General features: G+C 70.5%; 27 protein-coding genes. 18 read left to right on the forward strand and 9 right to left on the reverse strand.

Features of this window, described 5'->3' with window-relative positions; all coding sequences use genetic code 11:
• Position 1: 1 nt before the first annotated feature.
• Positions 2–1693, reverse strand: coding sequence for a methyl-accepting chemotaxis protein (locus MFF58_RS11560; RefSeq protein WP_238287429.1), 1692 nt, complete (start codon positions 1691–1693; stop codon positions 2–4).
• 402 nt (positions 1694–2095) lie between these two features.
• Between MFF58_RS11560 and MFF58_RS11565 the strand changes: the two genes are divergently transcribed.
• Together MFF58_RS11565 and MFF58_RS11570 are read left to right on the forward strand one after the other, a co-directional pair.
• Complete coding sequence (locus MFF58_RS11565) at positions 2096–2491, forward strand: VOC family protein (protein WP_238287432.1); 396 nt, start codon at positions 2096–2098, stop codon at positions 2489–2491.
• Between the two features lie 43 nt (positions 2492–2534).
• Positions 2535–3122 (forward strand): histidine phosphatase family protein, encoded by a 588-nt coding sequence (locus MFF58_RS11570; RefSeq protein ID WP_238287434.1) that lies wholly within the window; start codon positions 2535–2537, stop codon positions 3120–3122.
• Here MFF58_RS11570 and MFF58_RS11575 read toward each other — a convergent pair whose 3' ends face one another.
• From MFF58_RS11575 to MFF58_RS11595, 5 genes are all read right to left on the reverse strand, one after another.
• The gene (locus MFF58_RS11575; RefSeq protein ID WP_238287435.1) at positions 3123–3863 is read right to left on the reverse strand and encodes a hypothetical protein; all 741 of its coding nucleotides are present in this window, start codon (positions 3861–3863) and stop codon (positions 3123–3125) included.
• A gap of 58 nt (positions 3864–3921) precedes the next feature.
• Positions 3922–4914, reverse strand: a complete 993-nt coding sequence (locus MFF58_RS11580) for a nickel/cobalt transporter (RefSeq protein WP_238287436.1) — start codon at positions 4912–4914, stop codon at positions 3922–3924.
• Positions 4905–5576 carry a DUF1007 family protein gene (locus MFF58_RS11585; protein WP_238287437.1) on the reverse strand — a complete coding sequence of 224 codons (672 nt, stop codon included), beginning with the start codon at positions 5574–5576 and terminating at the stop codon, positions 4905–4907. Before MFF58_RS11585 ends, MFF58_RS11580 begins: the two co-directional genes overlap by 10 nt.
• A gap of 89 nt (positions 5577–5665) precedes the next feature.
• Positions 5666–6571 carry an amino acid ABC transporter substrate-binding protein gene (locus tag MFF58_RS11590; protein WP_238287438.1) on the reverse strand — a complete coding sequence of 302 codons (906 nt, stop codon included), beginning with the start codon at positions 6569–6571 and terminating at the stop codon, positions 5666–5668.
• Between the two features lie 30 nt (positions 6572–6601).
• Positions 6602–7882 (reverse strand): dicarboxylate/amino acid:cation symporter, encoded by a 1281-nt coding sequence (locus MFF58_RS11595; RefSeq protein ID WP_238287440.1) that lies wholly within the window; start codon positions 7880–7882, stop codon positions 6602–6604.
• A gap of 241 nt (positions 7883–8123) precedes the next feature.
• Here MFF58_RS11595 and MFF58_RS11600 point away from each other — a divergent pair, with 241 nt between their 5' ends.
• From MFF58_RS11600 to MFF58_RS11645, 10 genes are all read left to right on the forward strand, one after another.
• Complete coding sequence (locus tag MFF58_RS11600; RefSeq protein ID WP_238287442.1) at positions 8124–9041, forward strand: branched-chain amino acid ABC transporter permease; 918 nt, start codon at positions 8124–8126, stop codon at positions 9039–9041.
• Positions 9041–10435 carry a high-affinity branched-chain amino acid ABC transporter permease LivM gene (gene livM / locus MFF58_RS11605; RefSeq protein ID WP_238287444.1) on the forward strand — a complete coding sequence of 465 codons (1395 nt, stop codon included), beginning with the start codon at positions 9041–9043 and terminating at the stop codon, positions 10433–10435. Before MFF58_RS11600 ends, livM begins: the two co-directional genes overlap by 1 nt.
• A complete protein-coding gene (locus MFF58_RS11610) occupies positions 10435–11343 on the forward strand; it encodes an ABC transporter ATP-binding protein (protein ID WP_238287446.1) in 909 nt (302 codons plus the stop codon). Before livM ends, MFF58_RS11610 begins: the two co-directional genes overlap by 1 nt.
• Positions 11340–12137 carry an ABC transporter ATP-binding protein gene (locus MFF58_RS11615; protein WP_238287448.1) on the forward strand — a complete coding sequence of 266 codons (798 nt, stop codon included), beginning with the start codon at positions 11340–11342 and terminating at the stop codon, positions 12135–12137. The genes MFF58_RS11610 and MFF58_RS11615 overlap by 4 nt, the downstream gene beginning before the upstream one ends.
• A gap of 5 nt (positions 12138–12142) precedes the next feature.
• Positions 12143–12511, forward strand: coding sequence for a DUF6867 family protein (locus MFF58_RS11620; protein WP_238287686.1), 369 nt, complete (start codon positions 12143–12145; stop codon positions 12509–12511).
• A gap of 49 nt (positions 12512–12560) precedes the next feature.
• Entirely contained in the window at positions 12561–13682 is a 1122-nt protein-coding gene (locus MFF58_RS11625) for a branched-chain amino acid ABC transporter substrate-binding protein (RefSeq protein ID WP_238287450.1), read from the forward strand.
• Between the two features lie 394 nt (positions 13683–14076).
• On the forward strand, positions 14077–15000 hold the full coding sequence (locus tag MFF58_RS11630) for an amino acid ABC transporter substrate-binding protein (protein ID WP_238287457.1): 924 nt from the start codon (positions 14077–14079) through the stop codon (positions 14998–15000).
• A 274-nt stretch (positions 15001–15274) separates the two neighbouring features.
• A complete protein-coding gene (locus MFF58_RS11635; protein WP_238287458.1) occupies positions 15275–15997 on the forward strand; it encodes an amino acid ABC transporter permease in 723 nt (240 codons plus the stop codon).
• 54 nt (positions 15998–16051) lie between these two features.
• Positions 16052–16744: an amino acid ABC transporter permease gene (locus tag MFF58_RS11640; RefSeq protein WP_238287460.1), complete on the forward strand. Its 693-nt coding sequence runs from the start codon at positions 16052–16054 to the stop codon at positions 16742–16744.
• 152 nt (positions 16745–16896) lie between these two features.
• Positions 16897–17625 carry an amino acid ABC transporter ATP-binding protein gene (locus tag MFF58_RS11645; protein ID WP_238287688.1) on the forward strand — a complete coding sequence of 243 codons (729 nt, stop codon included), beginning with the start codon at positions 16897–16899 and terminating at the stop codon, positions 17623–17625.
• 264 nt (positions 17626–17889) lie between these two features.
• On the opposite strand, the gene MFF58_RS11650 is transcribed toward MFF58_RS11645, so the two are convergent.
• A complete protein-coding gene (locus MFF58_RS11650; RefSeq protein ID WP_238287461.1) occupies positions 17890–18927 on the reverse strand; it encodes a gamma carbonic anhydrase family protein in 1038 nt (345 codons plus the stop codon).
• 167 nt (positions 18928–19094) lie between these two features.
• Here MFF58_RS11650 and MFF58_RS11655 point away from each other — a divergent pair, with 167 nt between their 5' ends.
• Complete coding sequence (locus MFF58_RS11655) at positions 19095–19562, forward strand: molybdenum cofactor biosynthesis protein MoaE (RefSeq protein WP_238287463.1); 468 nt, start codon at positions 19095–19097, stop codon at positions 19560–19562.
• A gap of 5 nt (positions 19563–19567) precedes the next feature.
• Here the strand turns inward: MFF58_RS11655 and MFF58_RS11660 are convergent, their stop codons facing one another.
• Positions 19568–19714 carry a hypothetical protein gene (locus tag MFF58_RS11660; protein ID WP_238287465.1) on the reverse strand — a complete coding sequence of 49 codons (147 nt, stop codon included), beginning with the start codon at positions 19712–19714 and terminating at the stop codon, positions 19568–19570.
• 158 nt (positions 19715–19872) lie between these two features.
• Here MFF58_RS11660 and MFF58_RS11665 point away from each other — a divergent pair, with 158 nt between their 5' ends.
• Positions 19873–21018, forward strand: a complete 1146-nt coding sequence (locus MFF58_RS11665) for an AI-2E family transporter (RefSeq protein ID WP_238287468.1) — start codon at positions 19873–19875, stop codon at positions 21016–21018.
• A gap of 21 nt (positions 21019–21039) precedes the next feature.
• Here MFF58_RS11665 and MFF58_RS11670 read toward each other — a convergent pair whose 3' ends face one another.
• Positions 21040–22272 (reverse strand): amidase, encoded by a 1233-nt coding sequence (locus MFF58_RS11670; RefSeq protein ID WP_238287469.1) that lies wholly within the window; start codon positions 22270–22272, stop codon positions 21040–21042.
• 111 nt (positions 22273–22383) lie between these two features.
• On the opposite strand from MFF58_RS11670, the gene MFF58_RS11675 reads away from it, so the two are divergent.
• The 4 genes from MFF58_RS11675 (at position 22384) to MFF58_RS11690 (ending at position 25592) form a co-directional block, all read left to right on the forward strand.
• Entirely contained in the window at positions 22384–23373 is a 990-nt protein-coding gene (locus MFF58_RS11675; protein WP_238287471.1) for an extensin-like domain-containing protein, read from the forward strand.
• Between the two features lie 177 nt (positions 23374–23550).
• Positions 23551–24012 (forward strand): hypothetical protein, encoded by a 462-nt coding sequence (locus MFF58_RS11680; protein WP_238287689.1) that lies wholly within the window; start codon positions 23551–23553, stop codon positions 24010–24012.
• Between the two features lie 2 nt (positions 24013–24014).
• Positions 24015–24677, forward strand: a complete 663-nt coding sequence (locus MFF58_RS11685) for a ribonuclease T2 family protein (RefSeq protein WP_238287473.1) — start codon at positions 24015–24017, stop codon at positions 24675–24677.
• A 66-nt stretch (positions 24678–24743) separates the two neighbouring features.
• The gene (locus MFF58_RS11690) at positions 24744–25592 is read left to right on the forward strand and encodes a 23S rRNA (adenine(2030)-N(6))-methyltransferase RlmJ (RefSeq protein WP_238287478.1); all 849 of its coding nucleotides are present in this window, start codon (positions 24744–24746) and stop codon (positions 25590–25592) included.
• Positions 25593–25619 lie beyond the last annotated feature (27 nt).

A 25619-nucleotide genomic window follows, 5' to 3' on the forward strand; every position in this document is an offset into this window, starting at 1 on the left:
TTCAGGCCGCCCGGACCGTTCCGAGGAAGCGGGACACCTCGGCGCCGAGATGCTCGGATTGCCGCGACAGCTCGCCGGCCGCCCCGAGCACCTGGGCCGCCGCCGCGCCGGTCTCCTCGGAGGCCCTGGCCACGCCGGTGATGTTGGTCGTCACCTGCTCCGTCCCGGTGGCCGCCTGCGCGACGTTGCGGACGATCTCCTGCGTGGCCGCGCCCTGCTGCTCCACCGCTGCGGCGATCGTGGTCGCCACCCCGTTGATCTCGCGGATCCGGGCGGTGATCATGTCGATGGCCGAGACCGCCTGCCCGGTCACGCCCTGGATCTGCCCGATCTGCTGGCTGATCTCCTCGGTGGCCTTGGCGGTCTGCCCGGCCAGTTCCTTGACCTCGGCGGCGACCACCGCGAAGCCGCGCCCCGCCTCGCCGGCACGGGCCGCCTCGATCGTGGCGTTCAAGGCCAGCAGGTTGGTCTGCCCGGCGATGTTGGAGATCAGCCCGACCATGTCGCCGATCCGCGTCGCTGCCTGGCTCAGCACCCGGACGAGATGCTGGGTCTCGTCCGCCTCGCCGACGGCGGTCTGGGCGAGGTTGGCCGAGCCCAGAACCTGCCGGCCGATCTCCTGCACCGAGGTGCCCAGCTCCTCGGCCGCGGCGGCCACCGTCTGGACGTTGGCCGAGGCCTCTTCGGCCGCCGTCGCCACCGTGGTCGATTGGCTCGCCGTCTGAGATGCCGAGACCGTCATGGTCTGGGCGGTGGCCTGCAGCTCGGTCGCCGAGGAGGAAACCATCCCGACGATACTGCCGACCGCCTGCTCGAACCCGTCGGCAAGCTCCAGCATGGTGCGCTTGCGCTCCACCGCTGCGGCCTCGTCGGCCCGTCGCTTCACCTCCGCCTCCTCGGCGGCTTTCCGGGTGACCATGGCCTTGATGCCTTCGACAGCCTTGCCGACCGCCCCGACCTCGTCCCGACGGGCCGCTTCCTTGATCTCGGCGTTGATCTCGCCCTGTGCCATGCGTTGCAGGACCGAGACGAGGCGGTCGAGCGGGCGGGTGATGCCGACGGTCGCGACGAAGATCGCCGCGATCAGGCCGGCCAGCATGCCAAGGGCGCTGACGGTGATCAGGGCGCGGCGGGTGGCGTCGGTCTGATCGGTCAGATCGCCGGACCCCCGCTCCATGTAGGCCATGATGTCGTCCGCGAGCGTGTTTCCGTCGGTGAGCAGACCGGAGAAGACCGGGTCGATCGCCGTATGGACCAGGGCGAGGGCTTGGTCGTTCTGGTTGCCGGTGCCGAGCCGGCGCACGTCGCTCACGTCACCAAGGTAGCGCTCGATGCGCGCGGCCTGACCATCGATGCGGTCGGCGAAGCTCGGCGCATGCGCCCGGAAGGTAGTGAGCAGCTCCCGCACCTTGGGCACGGCCGCTTCGAAACCCGTGTTGGCCCCCTGCATTTGCCCCTGCTCGGTCTCGGCGATGATCCGATAGACCCAATAGTTCAGTTCGACGACCAGGCGGTTGAGCTGCCGCGATTCGGCGACGGCCGCCGCCTCGTTGACGATGAAGCGACTGTACCCATCGTCGATCGTCGTCATCCGTGACTGCGCGTACCAGACGCACGTGCCGACGATCGCGCTGATCAGAGCGATGACGGCGACCAGCTTGGGCAGAACCTTGATGTTGGACAGGCGTAGCACGGTCTTGTGACCTCGACTCAGGATCGGCGACTGGTGAAGGCGAGAAATCTACCTCGACCATCGTCTTGTGAGGTAAAAATGATCCCAATCATATGTCGATGTCAAGGCATAGTCGGTTGAGTGTTCATGAAATCATGTCTCTTGCAGCGATATCTGCAATAAAATTTGTAAAAAGTGGGACGAGCTGAAACCAATACATTCTTTAGAACGCTTAATATGTCGTTTCTATCATCAAACTATGCATACGAGTGTTCGTAGATTTACGGATATATTGCCGCCTCTTCATGTTCGCTGTGGCGTGGTGTCGTCGCTGGGCGCCCCAGGTCCGACCTTTTCAGCAGGCGCGGGGGCGCCACATAGGGGGCCGGCACGCCGCTGAAGTGCGCACGGAACCGCCAGCCCATGTCCAAGCCCGTCCACGCCATGATCCGCGTCCTCGAGGAGGCGCGCGCGCGCGACTACTACGACCGCGCCTTCGGGCTCGCAGTCTCAGACCGTTTCGATTTTCCCGACTTCACCCTCGTCTACCTGCGGGATCCGAACTCGCCGTTCGAACTGGAGCTCACGGTGAACAAGGGGCGGGACAAGCCGTACGATCTCGGCGACGGCTACGGTCACATCGCCTTCGTGGTCGACGACGTCGAGGCCGAGCACGCCCGGCACCGGCGCGAGGGCTTCACCGCCACAGACCTGAAGACGCTCAAGCACGGGGAGGCGGTGCTGGCGCGGTTCTTCTTCGCCACGGACCCGGACGGCTACAAGATCGAGGTCATCCAGCGCGGCGGTCGCTTCGCCTGACCGGTCCGACGCCGCCATCCCTTCCACAACCGTATCGAGATCCATGCAGGACAACATCCGGATCGTTTGCATCCGCCACGGACAATCCACGTTCAACGCCGCCCACCGGCACGGGGGCGGCGATCCCGGCCTCCCCGACGCCCGCCTGACCGACCTCGGTCAGGCCCAGGCCCGGGCCGCGCGGGACCGGCTCCGGCCGATCCCGTTCGAGCTGGTGGTGGTCTCGCCCCTGACCCGCGCCATCGAGACCGCCGCGATCCTGTTCGGCGACCATCCGCACCGGCCGCGCGTGCTGATCGAGGTGCTGCACCGCGAGTGCCAGGAGAGCAGCTGCGACGTCGGCCGGGCGGCTTCCGAGATCGCGGCCGAGTTCCCGCACCTCGACGTCGGGCATCTGCCGGAGATCTGGTGGCACGCGGAGGCGGGCAGCGAGGTCGGTGGCTATCCGGTGGAGCCGCGTCCCCTGTTCGACGCGCGGGTCGCGGCGTTCCGGGAGTGGCTGCGCGCGCGGCCCGAGAAGACCATCGCGGTGGTCGGCCACGGCACGTTCTTCTACCACCTCACCGGCACGTTCCTGGAGAATTGCGGCCTCATCGAGCTCGACCTCGACGCCGCGCCCGCCGCGGCCTGATCAGGCGGTGACCTTGGGGCGCAGCCTGGCGGGTACCACGGCGCGCGCCGCGTCCAGGCGCTGACGGGCCCCGGCCAGGGCGATCTCCGGGGCTTGGCGACCGAGGGCGAGGGCCGCCTCCAGGATCGCGCAGGCCTGCTCCCAGGTGCCGGGAACGAAGGGGGCGGCCCCCTCGGCCACCTCTGCGGCGCAGCGGGCATCCTCTCCGGCCAGCCGGGCGGCCGTCGCCGTGCGGGAGACGGCGGCGGTGACCGCGCCTTCGCGCCAGCGCCGCACCTGGGCTGCCGCCTGCGAGCGCGCACCGCCGGTCCAGGCCGCAGCCTGCGCCGCCGCCATCGCGGCGGACAGGTCCCCGGCCGTGGCGCAGGCTGCAGCATCCTCGGCCATGCCGGCCATCGCGCACAGGGGCGCGAGGATCCGGCGGACGCTCTGGACCGCCAGGCACCGGGTGCGGGCGGCCTCGCTCTCCGGCGTGTCGGCGCTGCCCGAGAGCCGCAGCACGAAGGCCATCAACCGCGGCCGCACGTCGTCCGGCATGGCGTCGTTGAGCCCCAGGGCGTAGGCGGCGACCGGCCGCGAGAAGCAGGGCGGGCAATCCGCGCTGGAGCGGATCGTCCGGTAGGGCAGGCCCGCGGCCACGACCGCCGCCTCGTTGATGCAGGTGCCGCCGTCGGGGCCGGGGAACGGGTGCGAACCCGCGAGCAGCCGCCAGTTCAGGATCGTCTGGAAGTCGGCGGGCATCGGCGCTCTCCCGTGTCGGCGCGCAGCGTGGCACGCCGGGGCTCCGATGGCGAGCCCTTCAGCCGGCAAGGCCGGGCGCGAGGCCGGAGAGCATCGCGATCCCCAGCACCAGCACGAAGGCGGCGGCCACGAGTTCCAGCCCGCCCAGCACCAAGAGCCCGGCCCGGCCCCGGCCGCCCGCGAGGCGGAGCGCCGCGCGCTTGGCGAAGACCGCGAGGCAGGCGAGCGCCGACGTGGTGAGCGCTGTTCCGAGAGCCATGGCGAGCACCGCGACAACCCCGGCCCCCGGCACGCCCTGCGACACCGCGAAGATCAGGACCAGCACCGCCCCGGCACAGGGGCGCGAGCCCGCCGCCAGCACGACCCCGGCCCGCGCGCGCCACGAATCCAGGCTCTCGAACGCCTCCGGCCCGGGCAGGTGGACGCAGCCGGGACCGCAGGCGGCGCCGAGCCGGGCGAGGCGACCGGCCTTGCGCCACGTCAGCGCCAGGCCGACCGCGGCCACGAGGGCGAAGCTCGCTGTCTCGATCAGCGTGCCGGCCCGGGTCAGGCTGGCCGCGGTGGCGTTGAGGATGAGGCTGCCGACGCCGACGATCGCCCCGGCCACGCAGGCCTGGAGCAGCGCGGCGCCGACGCTCAGGGCGCAGCCGCGCCGCAATGCCCGCTCGCCCGCCACGATGTAGCCGGCGATCACCGCCTTGCCGTGGCCCGGCCCGGCCGCGTGGAACACGCCGTACGCGAAGGCGAGCCCGATCAGCGGGCTCCAGCTGCCTCCGCCCCGGAGCGCGCCCACCGCGGCGTTGAGGCTGCGCGAAAAGCTCGCCTGCAGCGCGAGGAGGATCCCGCCGAGTCCTGTCGCCGCCGGAGCGGCCTCGCGGAAGCCGATGCCGAAGGGCGAGCGCGGCGGCGCCGCGGCGAGGCCGGGCGCCACGAGCCACGCGATCCCCGCGGCCAGGAGCGCGGCCAGCCCGACGGCCAGCGCCATCAGCCCGAGCCGCAGGCCCAGCCGCCCCGCCCCGGGGGGGGCGGCGATTCCGATCCCTACGGACACGCGACGAGGATCCGGCTGGCGAACTGGACGCCGTAGGCGGAGGCGGCCGTGAGCGCCTCGAAGAACGCCTCGGTCATGCCGGAGGACCCAGCCTCCGCGGTCTTGGGCTGTTCGGTCTTCGGGCGGGTGACCGTGGCGGCACAGCCCTGCGGCGCGCCCGCGAGGGTCGCCGCGTCGGACCCTTCGGCGAACGAGAAGGCGACGAAGTAGGTCGGATCGTAGACCTCCAGGGCGGCGACGCCCCGACCCTGCTGAACCGGCGTCTTCAGCGGCAGCAGGAAGGTCAGGACCAGGGCCCGGTCCTCCACGCGTGCCGCCGGTTCCTTCGGATCCGCGAAGGCCTGTTCCTTGCCGCCGACCTTCAGCTTCGTGAAGTAGCCGAACTCGGCGAGGTTGGCGGTGTTCTCGGCCGCGAGGCCCGCGAGTTCGTCGGGGCTCAGCGTGCCGTCCTTGTTGGCGTCGAGGCCCTGGGTGATGAAGGACGTGTATTCCGGATCGAAGCGCCACGTGTCGCGCACGCCCACGAGCCTGCCGTCCGCGTAGACGAGTTGCGCCCTGGCGGTGACCCAGACGTGCGGGTGGGCCGTGGCCGCCGTGGCGGCGCAGGCGAGACCGGCGGCGAGGATTGCGAGCCGTTTGAGGCGGTGCGTGGCAGTCAACATCGGGCGAAGCACGCTCGCGGCGGGACGGGGGCGGGGCGGTCCCTTTCCTCACGCGCCGGTGGGGCGAAAGCGAGGCGTCCCGGCCCGGCTCACTGCTCCGTGTCGAGGCCCATCACCTGGAAGCTCACCCGCAGGTCGTTCGACATCGGGATGTCGAGGCGCTCGCCGTTCGGCAGGCGCTTGAGGAACCAGCGCTCGTAGGTCCAGCGCAGGGCCCGCGACTCGGCGAGCCGCGTGAAGGTCCGGCTGACGATCTCGGCGAGTTCCGGATCGTCCTTGCGGAACATGATCCCGTAGGGTTCGTACGAGAGCTTGTCGGGCAGCACCGTGTAGTTCGCCCCGTCCTGCGCATCGGTGGCGATCAGCCCGTACAGCAGCACGTCGTCGGTGGCGAAGGCCGCGGCCTGGCCGGCCTTGACCATGGCGTAGGAGGCGGCGTGGTCCGGCGCCGTCACCACCTGCGCGTCGATCCTGAGCCGGGCGAGCTGATCGCGCACGGCCTTCTCGTTGGTGGTGCCGGCCGTCACCACGACGGTCTTGCCGCCGAGGTCCCGGTAGGAGGCGATGCCGGAGCCCCGCTTCACCAGGAGCTGCGTCGCGCTGATGTAGTCCACCGGCGAGAAGGCGACCTGCTTGCGCCGCTCGGCGTTGGCGGTGGTCGAGCCGCATTCGAGGTCGATCTTGCCCGAGGTCACGGCCGGGATGCGGGTCTCCGCGGTGACCGGCGCGTAGCGGATCTTCACCGGTCGGCCGATCGCCGCCTGGATGTCGTCGGCGATCTCGCCGCAGAGGTCGATGGCGTAGCCGATCGCCCGGGGGCTGCCGTCCGGGCGCTTGCCCTCCACGAAGGAGAACGGCACCGAGCTCTCCCGGTAGCCGAGCACGATCTCGCCGCGCTCGGCGACGCTCCGCAATGTGCCGGTGAGAACCTCCACGGCGGAGGCGGGCGCCGCCGCCAGCGCCAGCGCCAGAACCGCGACGAGCCGCACGACCATGACCTGCCCTCCGAGCCGCACCGGATCCGGTTACTCCGCCGGCGAGACCACGGTGCCGACGTGGTCGAGGCGCTGATCGGTCGTAGTGAGCTGGCCCTCCCACTTGGCGACCGCCACGGTGGCGACGCTGTTGCCCAGCACGTTCGTCGCCGAGCGGCCCATGTCGAGGAACTGGTCGATGCCGATGATCAGCAGCAGACCCGCTTCCGGGATGTTGAACTGCGTCAGGGTCGCCGAGATCACCACCAGGGAGGCGCGCGGCACGCCGGCCATGCCCTTCGAGGTCACCATCAGCAGGAACAGCATCGTCAGCTGCTGGCCCCAGGTCAGCGGGATGTTGTAGGCCTGGGCGATGAACATCACCGCGAAGGTGCAGTACATCATCGAACCATCGAGGTTGAACGAGTAGCCCATCGGCAGCACGAACGACGTGATGCGGTTGGGCACGCCGAACTTCTCGAGGTTCGTCAGCATCTTCGGGTAGGCCGCCTCGCTCGACGCGGTCGAGAAGGCGAGCACGAACGGCTCCTTGATCAGGTTGATCAGGCGCATGATGCCCCCGCCCCCGAGCATCAGGAAGCCCACGCCCATCAGGAGCGCCCAGAGCACGCCGAGGCCGATGTAGAACTCGACCAGGAACTTGCCGTAGGTGACCAGCACGCCGATCCCCTGCGTGGTGATCGTCGCCGCGATGGCGGCGAACACCGCGACGGGCGCGAACATCATCACGTAGCCCGTGACCTTGAGCATGACGTCGGCCAGGCCCTCGATCCCCCGCGCGAGGAAGTGCCCCTTCTCGCCGAGCGCGGCCAAGCCCACGCCGAAGAAGATCGAGAACACGACGATCTGCAGGATCTCGTTGTTGGCCATCGCCTCGACGGCGCTCTTGGGCACGAGGTGGGTGACGAATTCCTTGAGGGAGAGCGAGGCGGTCTTCAGGCCGGTCCCGGCCCCGACGTCGGGCAGCGGCAGGTTCAGGTTGACGCCGGGCTGCATGATGTTGACCAGGATCAGGCCCAGCATCAGCGAGCAGAACGAGGCGCCCACGAACCAGAGCAGCGCCTTGCCGCCGACGCGCCCGACCGCGGCGGTGTCGCCGAGATGCGCGATGCCCACCACCAGCGTCGAGAACACCAGCGGCGCGATGATCATCTTGATCAGCCGCAGGAAGACGTCGGACACCAGGGCGATGTAGCCGGCGATCTCCTTGGCGGTCTGCGGGTCCGGCCACGTGATGCTGCAGGCGTAGCCCACGGCGATCCCGAGCAGCATGCCGATGAAGATCATGGTCGTGAGTCGCGAACCTGACATCGGTACAGCTCCTCGCCAGCGCTCGGGATGAGCGAGTATTTCTGTTCGTTAACGTGAAGCACGAACTACGCCACACGCAAGCCCATCCGAGGTCCGTTACTGGCTCGGTCGACTGTTTTCATGCAACGCTCAGGCGGCGATGAAACCTGTGGCCGCCGTGCGACCGCTGCGGTACGAGACTTGCCCCGCCGCGCTGCCTGCGGTCTCCAGAGGCGGCACGGCACAGCGCGCGCGAGAGTTCATGGACGTCTTCGTACAGCAGTTGATCAACGGGCTGACGCTCGGCTCGATCTACGGCCTGATCGCCATCGGCTACACCATGGTGTTCGGCATCATCGGCATGGTGAATTTCGCCCACGGCGACGTCTTCATGGTCTCCTGCTTCATCGCGCTGATCACCTTCCTGCTGCTGACGGCCTGGCTCGGGGTCAGCTCCATCGCGCTGGCGTTCCTGGTGGTGCTGGTGATCACCATGGCGCTCACCGCCCTGTGGGGCTGGGCGATCGAGCGCGTGGCCTATCGGCCGCTGCGCGGGTCGTTCCGCCTCGCGCCGCTGATCTCGGCGATCGGCGTGTCCATCTTCCTGTCGAACTTCGTGCAGGTGGTGCAGGGCGCCCGCAACAAGCCGACGCCGCCGATGCTGTCGGGCGGGATCACGTTGTTCGAGCGCGACGGCTACGCGGTGTTCCTCGCCTGGAAGCAGGTGCTGATCATGGGGGTGACCGCCGTGCTGCTCACGGGCTTCTGGTACCTCGTGCAGCGGACGCCCTTCGGCCGGGCGCAGCGCGCCTGCGAGCAGGACCGCAAGATGGCGGCGCTGCTCGGCATCGACGTCGACCGCACGATCTCGCTGACCTTCGTGCTGGGTGCCGGCCTCGCGGCGGTCGCCGGGGTGCTGTACCTGATGTACTACGGCGTCGTGTCCTTCTCGGACGGGTTCGTGCCCGGCGTGAAGGCCTTCACGGCCGCGGTCCTGGGGGGAATCGGCTCCCTGCCCGGCGCCGTGCTCGGCGGCCTGATCATCGGTCTGATCGAGACGTTCTGGTCCGCCTACTTCTCCATCGAGTACAAGGACGTCGCCGCCTTCTCGATCTTGGCGATCGTGCTGATCTTCATGCCGTCGGGCATCCTGGGCCGGCCCGAGGTCGAGAAAGTCTGATGGCGCGTTCCCAGGCTGCGCTTCCCGAATCCGTGATGGCCGGCATCCTGCGCGACGCCGCCCTCTACGCCCTCGTCGCCTTCGGCCTCTGCGTGCCGATCATCGCCTACCGGACCGAGCCGGGACCCGGCAGCGAGCTGGTGCTCGTGCCGCGCTGGGGTCTGGTGGCGGCGCTCTGCGCGGTGATCTTCGTCGCCCGCATCGTCCAGCGCCTCGTGCTCCTGCGCCGGGACGCGCGGCGGGCGCTGACGCCCTCCCCGGCGCAGGCCACGGAGGCCGTGCACGGCGAGCCCGACGCCGGTCAGAAGACCTCGAAGCTCGGCCTCTGGCTGTTCATCGGCGTCGCCCTGACCCTGCCGATCCTCTCGGCCCTGGCCACAGGCGGCCTGTCCTCGGCCCGCTACTGGATCGACCTCGGCATCCTGATCCTCACCTACGTGATGCTCGGCTGGGGCCTGAACATCGTGGTCGGCCTCGCGGGCCTGCTCGACCTCGGCTACGTCGCCTTCTACGCGGTCGGGGCCTATTCCTACGCGCTGCTGTCGACCACCTTCGGCCTGTCCTTCTGGGTCTGCCTGCCGCTCGCCGGCGTGTTCGCGGGCGTATGGGGCATGATCCTGGGCTTTCCCGTCCTGCGCCTGCGCGGCGACTACCTCGCCATCGTGACCCTGGCCTTCGGCGAGATCATCCGCCTCGTCCTCATCAACTGGACCGACGTCACCGGGGGCGGCGCCGGCATCTCGTCGATCCCCCGCGCGACCTTCTTCGGGATCCCGTTCACGGCGGGAGAGGACGGGTTCGCGGCCACCTTCGGCATCCCGTTCGACTCGATGCACCGGCTCGTGTTCCTGTACTACCTGATCCTCGCGCTCGCCCTGATCACCAACTTCGTCACCCTGCGCCTGCGCCGCCTGCCGATCGGGCGGGCCTGGGAGGCCCTGCGCGAGGACGAGATCGCCTGCCGGTCGCTCGGCATCGACACCACCGCCACGAAGCTCACGGCCTTCGCCCTGGGGGCGGCCTTCGGGGGCATCGCCGGATCGTTCTTTGCGGTCCGCCAGGGCTTCATCAGCCCGGAGAGCTTCAACTTCCTGGAGAGCGCCATCATCCTGGCGATCGTGGTGCTGGGCGGCATGGGCAGCCAGGTCGGCGTCGCCATCGCCGCCGTGGCCATGGTCGGCGGCCCGGAGATGCTGCGCAACCTCGGCTTCCTGAAGGCCGTGTTCGGCGAGGGGTTCGATCCCAACGAGTACCGCCTGCTGCTGTTCGGGCTCGCCATGGTGGCCATGATGGTCTGGCGGCCGCGGGGGCTGATCTCGGAGCGCCTGCCCTCGGTGTCGCTGGGCCAGCGGCGTGCGGTCTCGGGCGCCCACGTGAGCGAGGGGCACGGCTGATGGCGGCGGATGCGGACGTCCCGGTGGCGCCTGTCGCCCCGCCGGTGCTCGCCGTCGAGCACCTGACCATGCGGTTCGGCGGCCTCACCGCCGTCTCCGACCTGTCCTTCGCGGCACGGCGCGGCGACATCACCGCGCTGATCGGCCCGAACGGGGCCGGCAAGACCACGGTCTTCAACTGCATCACCGGCTTCTACAAGCCCACCGAGGGCATGCTGACGCTGGCGCATTCCGACGGCACGACGCACCTTCTGGAGCGGCTGCCCAACCACAAGGTCAACCGCACCGCCCGGGTGGCCCGCACCTTCCAGAACATCCGCCTGTTCCAGGGCATGACCGTGCTGGAGAACCTGCTGGTCGCCCAACACGCGCCGCTGATGCGCGCCTCGGGCTACACGATCCTGGGGCTGCTCGGCCTCAAGACCTACCAGGACGCTCAAGCGGCCGCGATCGAGCGGGCCAAGGCGTGGCTCGACCGCATCGACCTGTTGAAGCGGGCCGACGATCCGGCGGGCGCCCTGCCCTACGGGGCGCAGCGGCGCCTCGAGATCGCCCGGGCGATGTGCACCGATCCGGTCCTGCTTTGCCTCGACGAGCCGGCGGCCGGCCTCAATCCGCGTGAATCGGCGGAACTCAACGGGCTCCTGCGCCACATCCGCGACGCGCACGATACCTCGGTGCTGCTGATCGAGCACGACATGTCGGTGGTGATGCAGATCTCCGACCACGTCGTCGTGCTGGATTACGGCGTGAAGATCGCCGACGGTTCCCCCGCCGAGGTGCGGGCCGACCCGAAGGTGATCGCCGCCTATCTCGGCGTCGAGGACGAGGAGGTGGAGGCCGTGGAGGCCGAGGTCGGGATCACCGTGCCGCACGCGGACGACGTCCAGACGGGGCAATCGGCATGAGCGTCGCCGGCATCAACGTCCTGGTCGAGGAGACGCGGGCGATCCAGGCGGGGGCCAAGCCGCCGCTCCTCGCGGTGCGCGACGTATCCACTTACTACGGCAGCGTCGCGGCCCTCCGGGGCGTCGATCTCGACGTCGCCGACGGCGAGATCGTCACGCTGATCGGCGCCAACGGCGCCGGCAAGTCGACCCTGATGATGACGATCTTCGGCAGTCCGCAGGCGCGCTCCGGCACGATCACCTATGACGGGCGCGACATCACCCGGATGCCGACCCACGCCATCGCCCGGCTCGGCATCGCCCAATCGCCGGAGGGTCGCCGGGTCTTCCCGCGGATGAGCGTCTACGAGAATCTCCAGATGGGCGCGGCGCTCCACGACGGGCGCTTCTTCGCGGAGGATCTGGAGAAGGTCTGCACCCTGTTCCCGCGGGTGAAGGAGCGCCTGAATCAGCGCGCCGGCACCATGTCGGGGGGCGAGCAGCAGATGCTGGCCATCGCCCGGGCGCTGATGAGCCGTCCGCGGCTGCTGCTCCTCGACGAGCCGTCGCTCGGCCTCGCGCCGCTGGTGGTGAAGGGCATCTTCGACGCCATCCGGGAGCTGAACCGGACCGAGGGCATGACCATCTTCCTCGTGGAGCAGAACGCCTATCACGCCCTCAAGCTGGCCCATCGCGGCTACGTGCTGGTCAACGGCCGGGTCACCATGAGCGGCACCGGCCGGGCGCTGCTGGACGATCCGAACGTCAAGGCCGCCTATCTGGAAGGGGGCCATGCCGGCCCGGTCGGGGCATGAGCATGCTGCAGGGGATCCTGTACGAGGAGCCATCGGCCTGGCTGTTCCTGCTCGTCACCGTGGTGATGGGCGGCTGGGCCGGCTGGATGGCGGCACGCGGCATCGCCCGGGGCTGGCGGCCGTTCTGGCACTGCGCGCTGGCCCTGTTGCTGGTGGCGGCCGCCGTGCGCTTCATCCACTACGCCCTCTTTTCGGGCACGCTGCTGTCGCTGCACTACTATGCGGTCGACGCGGTCGTCGTCATGATCATCGGCGCGGCGGGCTTCCGCTACACGCGGACGCGCCAGATGACGAGCCAGTACCGCTGGCTCTACGAGAAGACCTCACCGCTGACTTGGCGCGAGCGGGCGCCGGCGGCGGGCGAGGTCCGATGAGTGCGGCCGGATCCGCACGTGCGGTCCTGACACTGAGGGGAAGTACGCGATGAGATCGATTCTGCTGGCCGGGCTCGCCCTCGGCGCGATGGTGGCGGCCGCGCAGGCCGCCGAGGTCAAGCTCGGGGTCGCCGCGCCGATCACCGGCAACAGCGCCGCCATCGGCGCGCAGCTCAAGAACGGCGCGAGCCAGGCGGTCGAGGACCTGAACAAGGCCGGCACGCTGAAGGGCACGACGCTGACCGTCACGGTCGGCGACGACGCCTCCGACCCGAAGCAGGGCGTCTCGGTGGCCAACAAGTTCGCCAGCGACGGCGTGAAGATGGTGGTCGGCGACTACAACTCGGGCGTGTCGATCCCGGCCTCCGACGTCTACCTCGACGCCGGCATCATCCAGGTCACCCCCGCCTCCACGAACGTGAAGTTCACCGAGCGCGGCATGTGGAACACGTTCCGCACCTGCGGCCGCGACGACCAGCAGGGCGCGGTGGCCGGCACCTACCTGGCCGATCGCTTCAAGGGCAAGAAGATCGCCTTCGTCCACGACAAGACCCCCTACGGCAAGGGCCTCGCCGACGAGACCCTGAAGGCGCTGAAGGCCAAGGGCGGCAAGGATGCGATCTACGAGGGCATCAACCCGGGCGAGAAGGACTACTCCGCGCTCGTGTCGAAGTTGAAGTCGGCCAACGTCGACGTCGTCTATTTCGGCGGCTACTACACGGAGGCCGGCCTGATCCTGCGCCAGATGCGCGACCAGGGCCTGAAGGCGCCGATGATGGGCGGCGACGGCATGGTCGACCGCGAACTCGTGGCGATTGCGGGTCCCGCCGCCGAGGGCACGCTGACCACCTTCCCGCCGGACGCCCGCAAGAACCCGAACGCCAAGGACGCGCTCGCCGCCTTCAAGGCGAAGAACATCGATCCCGAGGGCTACACGCTCTACTCCTACGCGGCCGTGCAGGTCCTGGCGAAGGCGATGGCCGAGACCGGCTCCAGCGACGGCAAGAAGCTCGCGGAGTGGCTGCACCAGGGCAAGCCGGTGGACACGGTGGTCGGCCCGATCGCCTACGACAAGAAGGGCGACATCACCCGGCCCGATTACGTCATGTACGAGTGGAAGAAGGGCGCCGACGGCAAGATCGACTACAGTGGTAATGAATTGACGAAGTAAGCCGCACCAGCCGTCGACACGGCTCTTCAGCGCAGCGCCGCCCCGCGAGACAGTGCGGGACGGCGCTGTCGTTTTCTATGCCGGGGATTCGTCAGCCAAGATGACGGTTCCGTCCTCCACACCGCGTGCGTGCGCTTAAGAAGTGTGCATGATGCTGGCGGCGCGAGCGTGAGGCCGGCTCGGCGCCTGGGAGGAGGCCATGGGGGCGGCAGGGATCGCATCTGCGTGCGTCCGCACGCGCATGACCGCGCCCTGTCCGCATTCGGCCGCAGGTCCGCGCGGCACCTCGACCCGTCTCCCGGCACCATCATTGCAAAGCGTCGCCCGAGCGGGCGGGCCCGCAGGCCCCGCCCCCAGCCGACACCGTTCGGCCCGATCCAGGAGTTCCGTACCGATGCAGTCTGATATCGCTCGCCGCGGCTTGGCCGCGGCGCTGGGCCTGACCCTCGCCCTCGCGCCCCTGAGCCTGCGGGCTGAGGAACTGACCGGCACCCTCAAGAAGGTGAAGGACACCGGCGCCATCGTCATCGGCTACCGCGACGCCTCCGTACCCTTCTCGTATCTCGGCGCCGACCAGAAGCCGATCGGCTACGCGATGGATATCTGCTTCAAGATCGCCGACGCTGTGAAGGCCAATCTCGGCCTTCCGAACCTCGAGGTGAAGCTCAACCCGGTCACCTCGGCCACCCGCATCCCGCTGATGGCCAACGGCACGATCGACCTCGAATGCGGCTCCACCACCAACAACGCCGAGCGCGAGAAGCAGGTGTGGTTCACCAACTCGCACTTCCTCACCGCGACCCGCTACGTCTCGAAGAAGTCGGCCAATCTGCATACGATCGAAGACCTGAAGGGCAAGACCGTCGTGTCGACCTCGGGCACCACGAACATCAAGCAGATCAACGAGGCCAACACGGAGCGGAAGCTCGGCCTGACGATCCTCCCCGCCAAGGACCACGCCGAGGCGTTCCTGATGGTCGAGACCGGCCGCGCCGTGGCCTTCGTGATGGACGACGTGCTGCTCGCCTCGCTGGCCGCCTCGTCGAAGGACCCGTCCGCCTACGAGATCTCCACCGAGGCCCTGTCGAAGCCTGAGCCCTACGGCATCATGCTGCGCAAGGACGACACCGCCTTCAAGAAGGTCGCGGATGCCGCCACCGCCAAGCTGTACACCAGCCCCGACGGCAAGGCCCTCTACGACAAGTGGTTCACGCAGGCGATCCCGCCGCGCAACATCAACCTCAACCTGCCGATGAGCGCGGAGATGAAGAAGCAGTTCACCACGCCGATCTCCAGCCCCGATCCGGCGGCCTACTGAGGCCGGTCCACGATGCGGCGCATCGCGGGCAAGGGCCCGCGGTGCGCCACGACAGGCGGAGGATCCGTCCGACTGTCCGAGCCTGAAGTCTCGAGGCTCTCCCATCCTCACCCGCTTCCTGAGGTGCCGAGGCGCAGCGGAGGCCTCGCAGGAGGCCTCGGGGAGCGCGGCGCCTTCCGGAGCCCTCCTCGGAGGCCCGCCGACGCGGGCGCCTCAGGATGCGGGCGGGGATGGGACGGGCCGGGCACGCAGTACCTCTCTCAGAAGCGGCGCGATGAACTACAACTGGAACTGGCGGATCTTCTTCGACGCCTCCCCGGAGGGCAACGGCACGTATCTCGACATGCTGCTCTCGGGGCTCATGTGGACGATCGCGACGGCGCTCTGCTCCTGGGTGATCGCCTTCTTCCTCGGGTCGCTGATCGGCGTGCTGCGCACCCTGCCGTCGAAGACCGCGAACGCGATCGGGACGGCCTACGTCGAGATGTTCCGTAACGTGCCGCTGCTGGTGCAGATGTTCCTCTGGTACTTCGTGCTGCCCGAGGTGGTGCCCACCCGGATCGGCGACGCGATCAAGCAACTGCCGGATGCGCCGTTCTACACCGCGGTGGTGTGCCTCGGCTTCTTCACCGCCTCCCGCGTCGCCGAGCAGGTCCGCGCCGGCATCCAGGCGCTGCCGCGGGGCCAGCGCATGGCCGGTACCGCCATGGGCTTCACGACCTACCAGACCTACCGCTACGTGCTGCTGCCGAACGCCTACCGGATCATCCTGCCGCCGATGACCTCGGAATTCCTCAACAACCTGAAGAACACGTCCGTGGCACTGACCATCGGCCTGCTGGAACTGACCGCCCGGGCCCGCTCGATGCAGGAATTCTCCTTCCAGGTGTTCGAGGCGTTCACGGCCGCGACCGTGCTGTACGTGATCATCAACCTCGTGGTCGTCACGGCGGCGACCTTCCTGGAGAAGGCGGTCGCCATCCCCGGCCAGCGCTGAGGGCCGCCCGCTTCCGATCCTCCGCCGTCCGACGGCCACCGCGAACAGGCCCCGATGCTCTCGAATTTCGACTTCTCCGTCATCGCCTCGTCCCTGCCCTACCTGTTCGGCCAGGGCATGGTCTTCACCGTGACCCTGACCGCCCTGGCGGCGGTCGGCGGCGTGATCATCGGCACGCTGCTGGCGATGGCGCGGCTCTCGGGCATCCCCGGCCTGTGGCACCTCGCCAAGGGCTACGTCGAGCTGTGCCGCTCGCTGCCGCTGGTGCTGGTGATCTTCTGGTTCTACTTCCTGGTGCCGTATATCGGCGCCTACGTGACCGGGTCGACGACGCCGATCCAGGTGGGCGCCTTCCCGTCGGCGCTCATCACGTTCATGGCCTTCGAGGCCGCCTACTTCTCGGAGATCATGCGGGCCGGCATCCAGTCGATCCCGAAGGGCCAGACCGCCGCCGCCCAGGCCGTCGGGATGAACTACTGGCAGACCATGGGCAACGTCGTCCTGCCCCAGGCCTTCCGCAACATGCTGCCGCTGCTGCTGACCCAGACCATCGTCCTGTTCCAGGACACCTCGCTGGTCTACGTGCTGTCGCTCACAGACTTCATGGGCGCCGCCTCGAAGATCGCCCAGCGCGACGGCCGTCTCGTCGAGATGTATATCTTCGCCGCGGTGGTCTATTTTGCGATCTGCTTCTCGGCCTCGTTCCTGGTGCGCCGCCTGCAGCGCCGCGTGGCCATCATCCGCTGACCGACACTGGAGACCGCGTCATGACCTCGTCCCCGATGCCGGCCCCCACCGCCGGCGAGCCCGCTGTCGACGCGGCACACGCGCCGAAGGATGCCGGCCTGCAACCCGGCGGCCTGGTCTCCGGCGCGCCCGTCGTCGCACCCGGCGAGACGATGATCGCCATCGACAACATCAGCAAGTGGTACGGCGACTTCCAGGTGCTGACGAACTGCACCACCAAGGTCGCCAAGGGCGAGGTCGTGGTCGTCTGCGGTCCTTCGGGCTCCGGCAAGTCGACCCTGATCAAGTGCGTCAACGCCCTGGAGCCCTTCCAGAAGGGCCAGATCACGGTGGCCGGCACGAAGGTCATGGACAAGTCGACCAACCTGCCCAAGCTCCGCTCGCGGGTCGGCATGGTGTTCCAGCATTTCGAGCTGTTCCCGCACCTGTCCATCACCGACAACCTCACCATCGCGCAGCGCAAGGTGCTGGGCCGCAGCGCGGAGGACGCGAGGAAGCGCGGCCTCGACCTCCTCGCCCGGGTCGGCCTCAGCGCCCATGCCACGAAGTTCCCGGGCCAGCTCTCGGGCGGCCAGCAGCAGCGCGTGGCGATCGCCCGGGCCCTGGCGATGAACCCGGTGGTGATGCTGTTCGACGAGCCGACCTCGGCGCTCGACCCCGAGATGGTCGGCGAGGTGCTCGACGTGATGGTGGAACTCGCCAAGGAGGGCATGACCATGATGGTCGTGACCCACGAGATGGGCTTCGCCCGGAAGGTCGCCGACCGGGTGATCTTCATGGACCGCGGCGAGATCGTCGAGGACGCCCGGAAGGAAGACTTCTTCGGCAGCCCGCGGTCCGAACGGGCGCAGACCTTCCTGTCGAAGATCCTGCAGCACTGACGGGCCGCGAGGAACCCGCCGGGGACCGCGGGAGCGCGCCGCGCCCGGCCTCTGCATCCGGCCGCCTCCGCGTCGCCGATCGGGCCGGCCTCACGCGCGGTCGGAGAGGTTCCCTCCCCGGCGGCGAGCCGGGCGCTGGCTGACGCCCGATACGGTCCCTGGGGCCGACGGCGCGGACACGGGAGCGCGCAGGTGGTCATCGCGCCGGCCGAGGGCGATGGACCGCGCGGCCGCCCGAACCCGGCGCGGACGGAGCGCTTCCCGTCACGCTCCGCCGGCTTCCTGACCCAGCGCCTCCTGCGCGGCCCGGTACTCCCGCCCGTGCTGGCAGTAGCCCTCGACGATGCGAATCATCATCGCGCGCTTCTCGGCGTCGAGGGGCGCGAGGATCCGGGCCGGGCGGCCCCCCCAGAGATAGCCGGCCTCCAGGATCTGGCCCGGATCGGTCGTGGCTCCGGCGGCCAGCATGACGTCGTCGGCGATCAGCGTGCCGGCCGCGATGGTCGCGCCGATGCCGATCAGGGAGCGGGCGCCGATCCGGCAATCGGCGATGCGGACGTTGTGGGCGATGGTGACGTCCCGCCCGATCACGATCCCGTCCGCCCGGGATCGGATGACGGTATTGTCCTGGATGTTGGTGTCGGCGCCGACCACGATCGGGCCGACCTCGGCGTTGAGATCGCAGCAGAACAGCACGCTGGAGCCGGCACCGAGGCTCACCCGCCCGCGCAACCGGGCGGTGCGCGCCACGAACACGCTCGCCTCGACCTCCGCCGGTTCCCCGGCCGGGAAGGCTGACCCGTCGCCCATGCGCTCGCGCAGACGCTCGGCGCGCTCGGCGGCCTCCTCCGGCGCGATCGGGCGGCTCGGACGCGCCGGGCTGCCCGCATAGGCGTGGCCGCCGGGCAGGTGCGTCCGGGGGAACACGGTCGAACCCGCCTCGATCACCGCGCCGGCGCCGATCTCCGCGCCGTCGAGGATCACGACGTCGTCCTCGATCACCACGTCGGAGCCGACCGTGCAGGCATGCACGACGCTGTTGCGCCCGACCGTGACGCGGTCGCCGACCTGGGTGCCGTGCGTCAGGGTGGCGATGTGGACCGTCGAGCGGTGGCCGAGCCAAAAGCGGTCGCCGAGGGTGATGCTCTGCCCGTCGGCGCGAATCACCGCCTCGTCGCCGATCCAGGCCTGCGCGCCGATGCGGGCGGCGCCGATCACCGTGCTGCCGCGGCCGCACCAGACGGGGCGGCTCGCGAAATCCGGCAGGACGCCGTCATAGGCCAGGATCAGGTCGGGGGTCACGCGAATATCCTTCTCCACCGCCGGCCGGAGCCCGCGGGCTGATCCGGAGGATCGTGGATCGCGCGCCGGGCCGGCAGGGCGCGACGGAGGGTGTCATATAGAGCCGGGATCGGATGTGACAGGCACGGCACTGGCCCCGACCGCCGCGTCCTCCTATGGATCGCGGTATGAGCGCCCCCGTTCCGAGCGTCGGCATCCAGGCCGAGCCCTTCGACACCGCGTCCGAGATCGCCCGGGTGAGCGCCGAGCTCGGCGGCCGGGCGGGGGCCGTCGTCACCTTCACGGGGCTGTGCCGCGACGAGGACGGGCGGCTGGCGGCCCTGGAACTGGAGCATTATCCCGGCATGGCCGAGATCGAGATCCTCCGGGTCGCCGAGGACGCGCTGGCGCGCTGGCCGCTCCAGGCCCTGCGGGTGATCCACCGGCACGGTCTGGTGCGCCCGGGCGACGGCATCGTGCTGGTGGTCACCGCCGCGAGCCACCGGGTCGCGGCCTTCGAGGCCGCGGATTTCCTGATGGACTACCTCAAGACCCGGGCGCCGTTCTGGAAGCGCGAGCACCTCGCGGACGGCACGACCGGCGGTTGGGTGGAGGCGACGGCCCGGGACGATGCCGCGGCCGGGCGCTGGGCCTGAGCGCGCTACACGATCAGGGCGTTGAGCAGCACCGCGGCGGCGGCTCCCACGAGCGAGATGCCGAGCAGGATCACGCTGCTGAGCTGGTCGCCGTTGTCGACGGACCGGCCGGGGCCGAGGGAGCGAACGTGCGTGTCATTGTAGCTGCTCATGCGGAAACTCCTGCTGGGGCCGGCGCCTGGGTTCCGGCGGCGTGCGCGGACAACGCGCGGGACGCCGTCCGGTCCCCAAGGCCGCGACGGAACCGGCGCCATCGCACTTGACCCGGCGGGGCCCGCGGCGTTCGTGAGCCCGCCACGCAGGAGCGAAGATGTCGGACAGCAGGATTCAGGACGCGGACGGCCCGGCCCGGTCCCGGCGCGGGACGGCGCCGCTCGCGGCCTCCGGGATCATCGTGGTGTGCTTCGTGGCGGCGCTGGCGCTGGCCTGGATGTCGGCCGGCACGCTCCTGCTGATCTTCGCCGGCGTGCTCCTCGGCGTCTTCCTCGACGGCCTGACGCGCGGGTTGGGCCGGATCCTGCCGCTGCCGCGGGGCCTCCGCCTGTCCATCGCCAGCCTCGCGGTTGCGGCCGCGGTGATCGGCTTCGGGAGCTACGGCGGCGCCACCATCGTGCAGCAGGGCCGCGACCTGGGCACGACGATCAAGGATCAGGCCGGCACCGTGTCGGGCTGGCTCTCCGAGCGCGGCATCGACGTGCCGAGCCTCGCGCCGCAGGGCGGCGGCAAGGACGGCTCGACCGAATCCAACCAGAAGGAGGGCGGCCTCGCCGGCCTCGCCTCAGGCCTGATGAAGGGCGGCGGTTCCTTCGTCTCGGATGCCGGCAGCGTCCTCGGCCCGGCCGCGGCCGTGATCCTCGGCCTGTTCGACGCGCTCGGCAACGTCCTGGTCATCGCCTTCCTGGGCCTCGCCTTCGCGGCGGATCCGAAGGCCTACCGGGACGGCGTCGTCCGGTTCGTACCGCCGGCGAAGCGCTGGCGCGCGTCGCAGGTCGTGGACGGGGCCGGCGAGACCCTCCGGCACTGGCTGTTCGGACAATTGATCATCATGGCGGTGATCTTCGTCTGCACCTGGGTGGGCCTCGCCTTCCTCGGCATCGGCGGCGCGCTGATCCTGGGGCTGCAGGCGGGTCTGCTGGCCTTCGTGCCCACGGTCGGGCCGCTGGTGGCGGGCCTCGTCATCGTCCTGGCCGCCCTGGCCTCCGGCACCAAGGCGGTGATCGGGGCAATCGGCGTCTACCTCGCCGTCCAGTGCCTGGAGAGCTACGGCCTGACGCCGTTCATTCAAAAGCGGGCGCTGAACATCCCGCCGGCCACGATCTTCGCCGGGCAGCTGATCCTCGGCGTCATCTTCGGGCTCTGGGGCATCGCCCTCGCCCTGCCGCTCATGGCGGTGATCAAGGTCCTGCTGGAGCAGCTCTACGTCGAGGATACCCTCCACGAGCAGCCGAGCAGCTGAGCGCCCGGCCGCGCCGGTCCCTCAGCCGCGCAGGGCGCCCTCGATCATCCGGGCGACGGCCAGGGCCCGGCCGTCGTCGCCGAACCGGCCGATCACCTGCACGCCCACCGGCAGCCGGTGCCCGGGCACCGGCACGTTCACGCAGGGCACGCCCATCAGCGTCCAGAGCTGGTTGAAGCGCGGGTCGCCCGTGGCCGCCAGGGTCGCGGGCGCCGCGCCGGGCGCCGAGAAGGTGAGGATCGCGTCGAAATCGGCGAAGACGCCCTTCAGCACCCGCCGGGCGTGGTGGCCGTGGCGGCGGGCGTCGTCGTACTGGTCCGGGCTGATCGCCGCCCCGGCGTCGAGATGGGCCCGCACCAGGGGCGGCAGCGCGTCGCGCTGCGTGTCGTATTCCCAGGCCAGGGCCAGCCGGCCCTCGTAGTTCTGGATGATCCTCTGGCGGTCCCAGGCCTGCGTCAGCTCCTGCGGCAGGGCGAGGTCGGTGATCCGCGCGCCGGCCCGCTCCGCGGCTTGCCGAGCCCGGGCCAGCGCGGCCTCGGCCTCCGGCTCCGGCGCCTCGGCGAAGTCCTGCCGCACCAGGGCGATCCGGGGGGCCGAACCCGCCTCCGCCCGGTCGATCTCGGGGCGGCCGGTGACCAGCGCCAGGGCGTGGGCGACGTCCGCCACTCCGGCGGCGAACAGCCCGACCGTGTCAAGCGCCCAGGAATAGGTCTTCACTCCGACCGTCGGAATCAGCCGGAACGACGGCTTCACCGCCGCGCAGCCGCAATAGCTGGCGGGGCGGATCACCGAGCCCGCCGTCTGGGTGCCGAGCGCCAGGGGCAGCAGGCCGGCGCCGACGGCGGCGGCCGAGCCCGCCGAGGAGCCGCCCGGCGTGTGGCCGGCATCGTGCGGGTTCACCGTCGCGGTCGGGTCGCTGCTCGCGAAGGCCGTGGTGGTGGTCTTGGCCAGGGCGACGGCGCCGAGCTGCTTCAGCCGGCTCACCACGGCGGCGTCGCCCCGGGGCATCCAGCCCGCGTAGATCGCCGAGCCCATCTGGCTCGGCAGGCCGGCGCTATCGATGATGTCCTTCACCCCCACCGCGATGCCGGCGAGCGGCCCGGTCTCGGGGATCGCCGGTGCCGCATCGCGCGTGACCAGCGCGTGCAGCTCCGGCTCCCGCGCGGCGATCGCGGCCCGGCAGAGATCGATCGCGCCCGCGGGCGTCAGGGTGCCGGCTGAGATGCGGGCGCGGAGGTCGAGGAGTGACAGCATAATGCATTCAGTCCGCGCCCCGCGGCCCTGTCAACCGAGACGCCACAGGCCGGGCCATTCCCGAAACGCCGTTGACGAACGCTTTACGCGACCGTGCGCATCGTCCGGGTCATGTGGCGTGGCGTATCCCTGTTCTCGGCCCTGGCGCTGTTCGGCGCCGGCCTCACCGCGTGCTCGGTCAACCATTTCGAGCGGCGCGACCCGTGGCGTGATCAGGCGGAGCAGGTCTGCCTGGCCAAGAAGCTCGTCGAGCCCTCGGAGTTCATCACGCCGATCGCCGCGATGGACGGGCCGGGCCCCTGCGGCATGCAGCAGCCCTTCCGGGTGACGCGGCTCGCCGGCGGCACGGTCCTGATGAAGCAGCGGATGACCCTCGGCTGCCCGGCGCTGGCCGAGGCCGAGGCGTGGCTCGCCGACACGATCCAGCCCGCCGCCAACCTGTATTTCGGCGTGCCGGTGGCCGAGATCAACGCGGGCTCCTATTCCTGCCGCGGCCGCAACAACCAGCCCGGCGCCAAGCTCTCCGAGCACGGCTACGGCAACGCGATCGACGTGATGTCGATCAAGCTCGCCGACGGCCACGTGATCACCGTGAAGGGCGGCTGGCGCGGCACGGAGGCCGAGCAGGGCTTCCTGCGCGAGATCTTCCTCGGCGCCTGCCAGCGCTTCACCACGGTCCTGGCCCCCGGCTCGAACGTGTTCCACTACGACCACATCCACGTCGACCTCGCCCGGCACGACCCGCGCGGGCTCAAGCGGATCTGCCAGCCGCTGATCAAGTTCACGCCGCAGCTCGGCACCGGCGTCGAGCGGCCCCTGTCCCGCCCGGTCCCGCCGCCGCGCCAGCCCGCCGCCCCGCAGGCGCCCGTGGATATCGAGGAGGACGATCCCTACGGCGTGTCGCCGATGTCCCGGGCCGGGAGCCCGACCCAGGTCGCCCGCGCCCCGGCGCGTCCGCCCGCGGCCACGGCCTACACCGCCGCGCCGCCGCCCCGCCCCGCCCCGCGGATCGCGGCCGCCGCACCCGAGGAGCCCGCGCAGGACTACGACGAGCCGCTGCAGCTCGGTGCGCCGCCGCCGAGCACGGGGCCGATCTACTGAGCGGTCGGCGACCCCGGCGCATCGCACCGTGACCCGCCGCACCGTGCCCTCCGCACTGTAGCGGCGGCGCCGCACCCCCCGTCAAAGCGTCGCCGCGGCGGAGCCAGATCTTGACTGGCGGCCCGCCCGGGCCATCGTTCCCCGATGAAGGACCGCACATCCGCCGAGGCCCGCGCCATGCGCCCGATCCGTCACAGCCTCGCCCTCGGGCTGGCCCTCCTCTCCCTGGTGCAGCCGGCGCTCGCCCGCTCGGCCCGGGAGGATATCGAGCCCTCCGAGGAGCGGATCTTCCCGTTCGACGCGCAGATCCCCGGCTGCCAGGATCCCTCGGTGCTGGAGCGGGTCTCGACCAACTTCGCCGAGAAGGAGGCGAAGTTCTGGAACTCGTCGATGACGATCCTGTCCTTCGACACGATCGCGCGCACCGCCTGGCGCCCCTGGGGGCTCGACACCTATCCGCGCCGGTTCTGCACCGCGACCGTGACCACCTCGGACGGCGTCCGCCGCAAGGTGGATTACTCGGTGCGCGAGAGCCTCGGCATCATCGGAGCGACCTGGGGGGTCGAGTTCTGCGTCCACGGCCTGGACCGTGATCTCGCCTACGCGTACGCCACCGCCTGCCGGATGGCGCGCCCCTGAGGATGCGCCGCCTCGCCGCCTGCCTCGCCGGCCTGCTGCTCGCCGGTCCGGCCGCCGCCCAGGATTACGGCGGCTTCGCGCGGCGAAGCGCGCCCGGTGATTTCGACTTCTACGTGCTGGCCCTGTCGTGGTCGCCGACCTACTGCGCGGGCCCGGGCGAGCGCCGGGACGATACCCAGTGCGCCCCCGGCCGCGGCCTCGGCTTCGTCGTCCACGGGCTGTGGCCGCAATATGCCCGGGGCTACCCGGAAAACTGCTCGGCCGTGACGCGCTCGCCCACCCGGCAGGCCATGGAGGTGGCCGGCCAGGTCTATCCGAGCGAGGGGCTCGCCCGCTACGAGTGGCGCAAGCACGGCACCTGCTCGGGGCTCGACCCCGCCGCCTATTTCGCGGCGGCGCGGGAGGCCCGGCTGTCTGTGACCATCCCCGACGGCTTCAAGGGCAGGTCGCCCCCGCAGACGCTCGCGCCCATCGAGATCGCCCGGCAATTCGTGGCCGCCAACCGCGGCCTGCGGCCCGACATGATGGCGGTCACCTGCACGCGGGGCCGGCTGCAGGAGGTCCGCATCTGCTTCGGCAAGGACCTGCGCGGCTTCACGCCCTGCCCCGACGTCGCGCGCGGCAATTGCCGCGCGCCGGACGTCACCCTCGACGCGGCGCGCTGAGATTTTTCGGCGGTTTGGGCCCCCGCGGCTGGACCTGGGGCGCGGGATCCGCTTCACGGCCCTCCCATGAACTATCGGCACGCCTTCCACGCCGGCAACCACGCCGACGTGCTCAAGCACCTCGTGCTGGCGCGGGTGCTCGACCACCTGCGCCTGAAGGACAAGCCGTTCCGGGCGCTCGACGCCTTCGCGGGCCTCGGCGTCTACGACCTGGAGGCCGACGAGGCCGCCCGCACCGGCGAGTGGCGCGAGGGCTGGGGCCGGATGGACGCGCCCTTCGCGGAGCCCGTCGAGGCGCTGCTCGCGCCCTACCGCGCGGCCGTGGCGGCGGTGCGCGCGCGCTACGGCGCGAGCGCCTATCCGGGGTCCCCGGCGGTGATTCGCGAGGCCCTGCGCCCCGGCGACAAGGGCGTGTTCGTGGAACTGCACCCGGCCGACGCCGAGACGCTGCGGGACCGCTACGCGCGCGACCCGCGCACCAAGGTGCTGAGCCTCGACGGCTGGGCGGCGGTCAACGCCCAGATCCCGCCGCCCGAGCGGCGCGGCCTCGTGCTGATCGATCCCCCCTACGAGGTGCCCGGCGAGATCGAGCGGCTCGGCGCTCATCTCGCCCGCGCCGTGGCGAAGTGGCCGACCGGCATCTTCCTGGCTTGGTATCCGGTCAAGGATGCCGCCGCCCTCGACCGCATGGTCCGCAGCCTCGACGGCGCCCTGGTCCGCCCGGCGCTGCGCCTCGACCTGCTCATCGACCGGCCCGACGATCCGACGCGGCTGAGCGGCAGCGGCCTGATCGTGGTGAATCCGCCCTGGCGGCTCGCCGAGGAGGCGATGCTGTTCCTGCCAGCCCTCGCGGAGCGCCTGGCGCGGGCTGCCTTCGGAGGGTTTCGCTGCGATCCGATCGGCCGGGCGGCCTGACCGGACAGCATTGATCCCGCCTTCGGA

This window comes from Methylobacterium longum (assembly GCF_022179385.1).
Classification (GTDB): Bacteria; Pseudomonadota; Alphaproteobacteria; order Rhizobiales; family Beijerinckiaceae; genus Methylobacterium; species Methylobacterium longum.

What these genes read in the sequence shown, in the direction of transcription:
- MFF58_RS11615 (WP_238287448.1), top strand. Translation starts at nt 11,340, where the DNA reads ATGAGCGTCGCCGGCATCAACGTCCTGGTCGAGGAGACGCGGGCGATC.
- MFF58_RS11565 (WP_238287432.1), top strand. Translation starts at nt 2,096, where the DNA reads ATGTCCAAGCCCGTCCACGCCATGATCCGCGTCCTCGAGGAGGCGCGC.
- MFF58_RS11660 (WP_238287465.1), bottom strand. Translation starts at nt 19,714, where the DNA reads ATGAGCAGCTACAATGACACGCACGTTCGCTCCCTCGGCCCCGGCCGG.
- MFF58_RS11610 (WP_238287446.1), top strand. Translation starts at nt 10,435, where the DNA reads ATGGCGGCGGATGCGGACGTCCCGGTGGCGCCTGTCGCCCCGCCGGTG.
- MFF58_RS11675 (WP_238287471.1), top strand. Translation starts at nt 22,384, where the DNA reads ATGTGGCGTGGCGTATCCCTGTTCTCGGCCCTGGCGCTGTTCGGCGCC.
- MFF58_RS11630 (WP_238287457.1), top strand. Translation starts at nt 14,077, where the DNA reads ATGCAGTCTGATATCGCTCGCCGCGGCTTGGCCGCGGCGCTGGGCCTG.
- MFF58_RS11670 (WP_238287469.1), bottom strand. Translation starts at nt 22,272, where the DNA reads ATGCTGTCACTCCTCGACCTCCGCGCCCGCATCTCAGCCGGCACCCTG.
- MFF58_RS11635 (WP_238287458.1), top strand. Translation starts at nt 15,275, where the DNA reads ATGAACTACAACTGGAACTGGCGGATCTTCTTCGACGCCTCCCCGGAG.
- MFF58_RS11585 (WP_238287437.1), bottom strand. Translation starts at nt 5,576, where the DNA reads ATGTTGACTGCCACGCACCGCCTCAAACGGCTCGCAATCCTCGCCGCC.
- MFF58_RS11600 (WP_238287442.1), top strand. Translation starts at nt 8,124, where the DNA reads ATGGACGTCTTCGTACAGCAGTTGATCAACGGGCTGACGCTCGGCTCG.
- MFF58_RS11665 (WP_238287468.1), top strand. Translation starts at nt 19,873, where the DNA reads ATGTCGGACAGCAGGATTCAGGACGCGGACGGCCCGGCCCGGTCCCGG.
- MFF58_RS11680 (WP_238287689.1), top strand. Translation starts at nt 23,551, where the DNA reads ATGCGCCCGATCCGTCACAGCCTCGCCCTCGGGCTGGCCCTCCTCTCC.
- MFF58_RS11640 (WP_238287460.1), top strand. Translation starts at nt 16,052, where the DNA reads ATGCTCTCGAATTTCGACTTCTCCGTCATCGCCTCGTCCCTGCCCTAC.
- MFF58_RS11690 (WP_238287478.1), top strand. Translation starts at nt 24,744, where the DNA reads ATGAACTATCGGCACGCCTTCCACGCCGGCAACCACGCCGACGTGCTC.
- livM (WP_238287444.1), top strand. Translation starts at nt 9,041, where the DNA reads ATGGCGCGTTCCCAGGCTGCGCTTCCCGAATCCGTGATGGCCGGCATC.
- MFF58_RS11575 (WP_238287435.1), bottom strand. Translation starts at nt 3,863, where the DNA reads ATGCCCGCCGACTTCCAGACGATCCTGAACTGGCGGCTGCTCGCGGGT.
- MFF58_RS11590 (WP_238287438.1), bottom strand. Translation starts at nt 6,571, where the DNA reads ATGGTCGTGCGGCTCGTCGCGGTTCTGGCGCTGGCGCTGGCGGCGGCG.
- MFF58_RS11685 (WP_238287473.1), top strand. Translation starts at nt 24,015, where the DNA reads ATGCGCCGCCTCGCCGCCTGCCTCGCCGGCCTGCTGCTCGCCGGTCCG.
- MFF58_RS11645 (WP_238287688.1), top strand. Translation starts at nt 16,897, where the DNA reads ATGATCGCCATCGACAACATCAGCAAGTGGTACGGCGACTTCCAGGTG.
- MFF58_RS11570 (WP_238287434.1), top strand. Translation starts at nt 2,535, where the DNA reads ATGCAGGACAACATCCGGATCGTTTGCATCCGCCACGGACAATCCACG.
- MFF58_RS11655 (WP_238287463.1), top strand. Translation starts at nt 19,095, where the DNA reads ATGAGCGCCCCCGTTCCGAGCGTCGGCATCCAGGCCGAGCCCTTCGAC.
- MFF58_RS11595 (WP_238287440.1), bottom strand. Translation starts at nt 7,882, where the DNA reads ATGTCAGGTTCGCGACTCACGACCATGATCTTCATCGGCATGCTGCTC.
- MFF58_RS11625 (WP_238287450.1), top strand. Translation starts at nt 12,561, where the DNA reads ATGAGATCGATTCTGCTGGCCGGGCTCGCCCTCGGCGCGATGGTGGCG.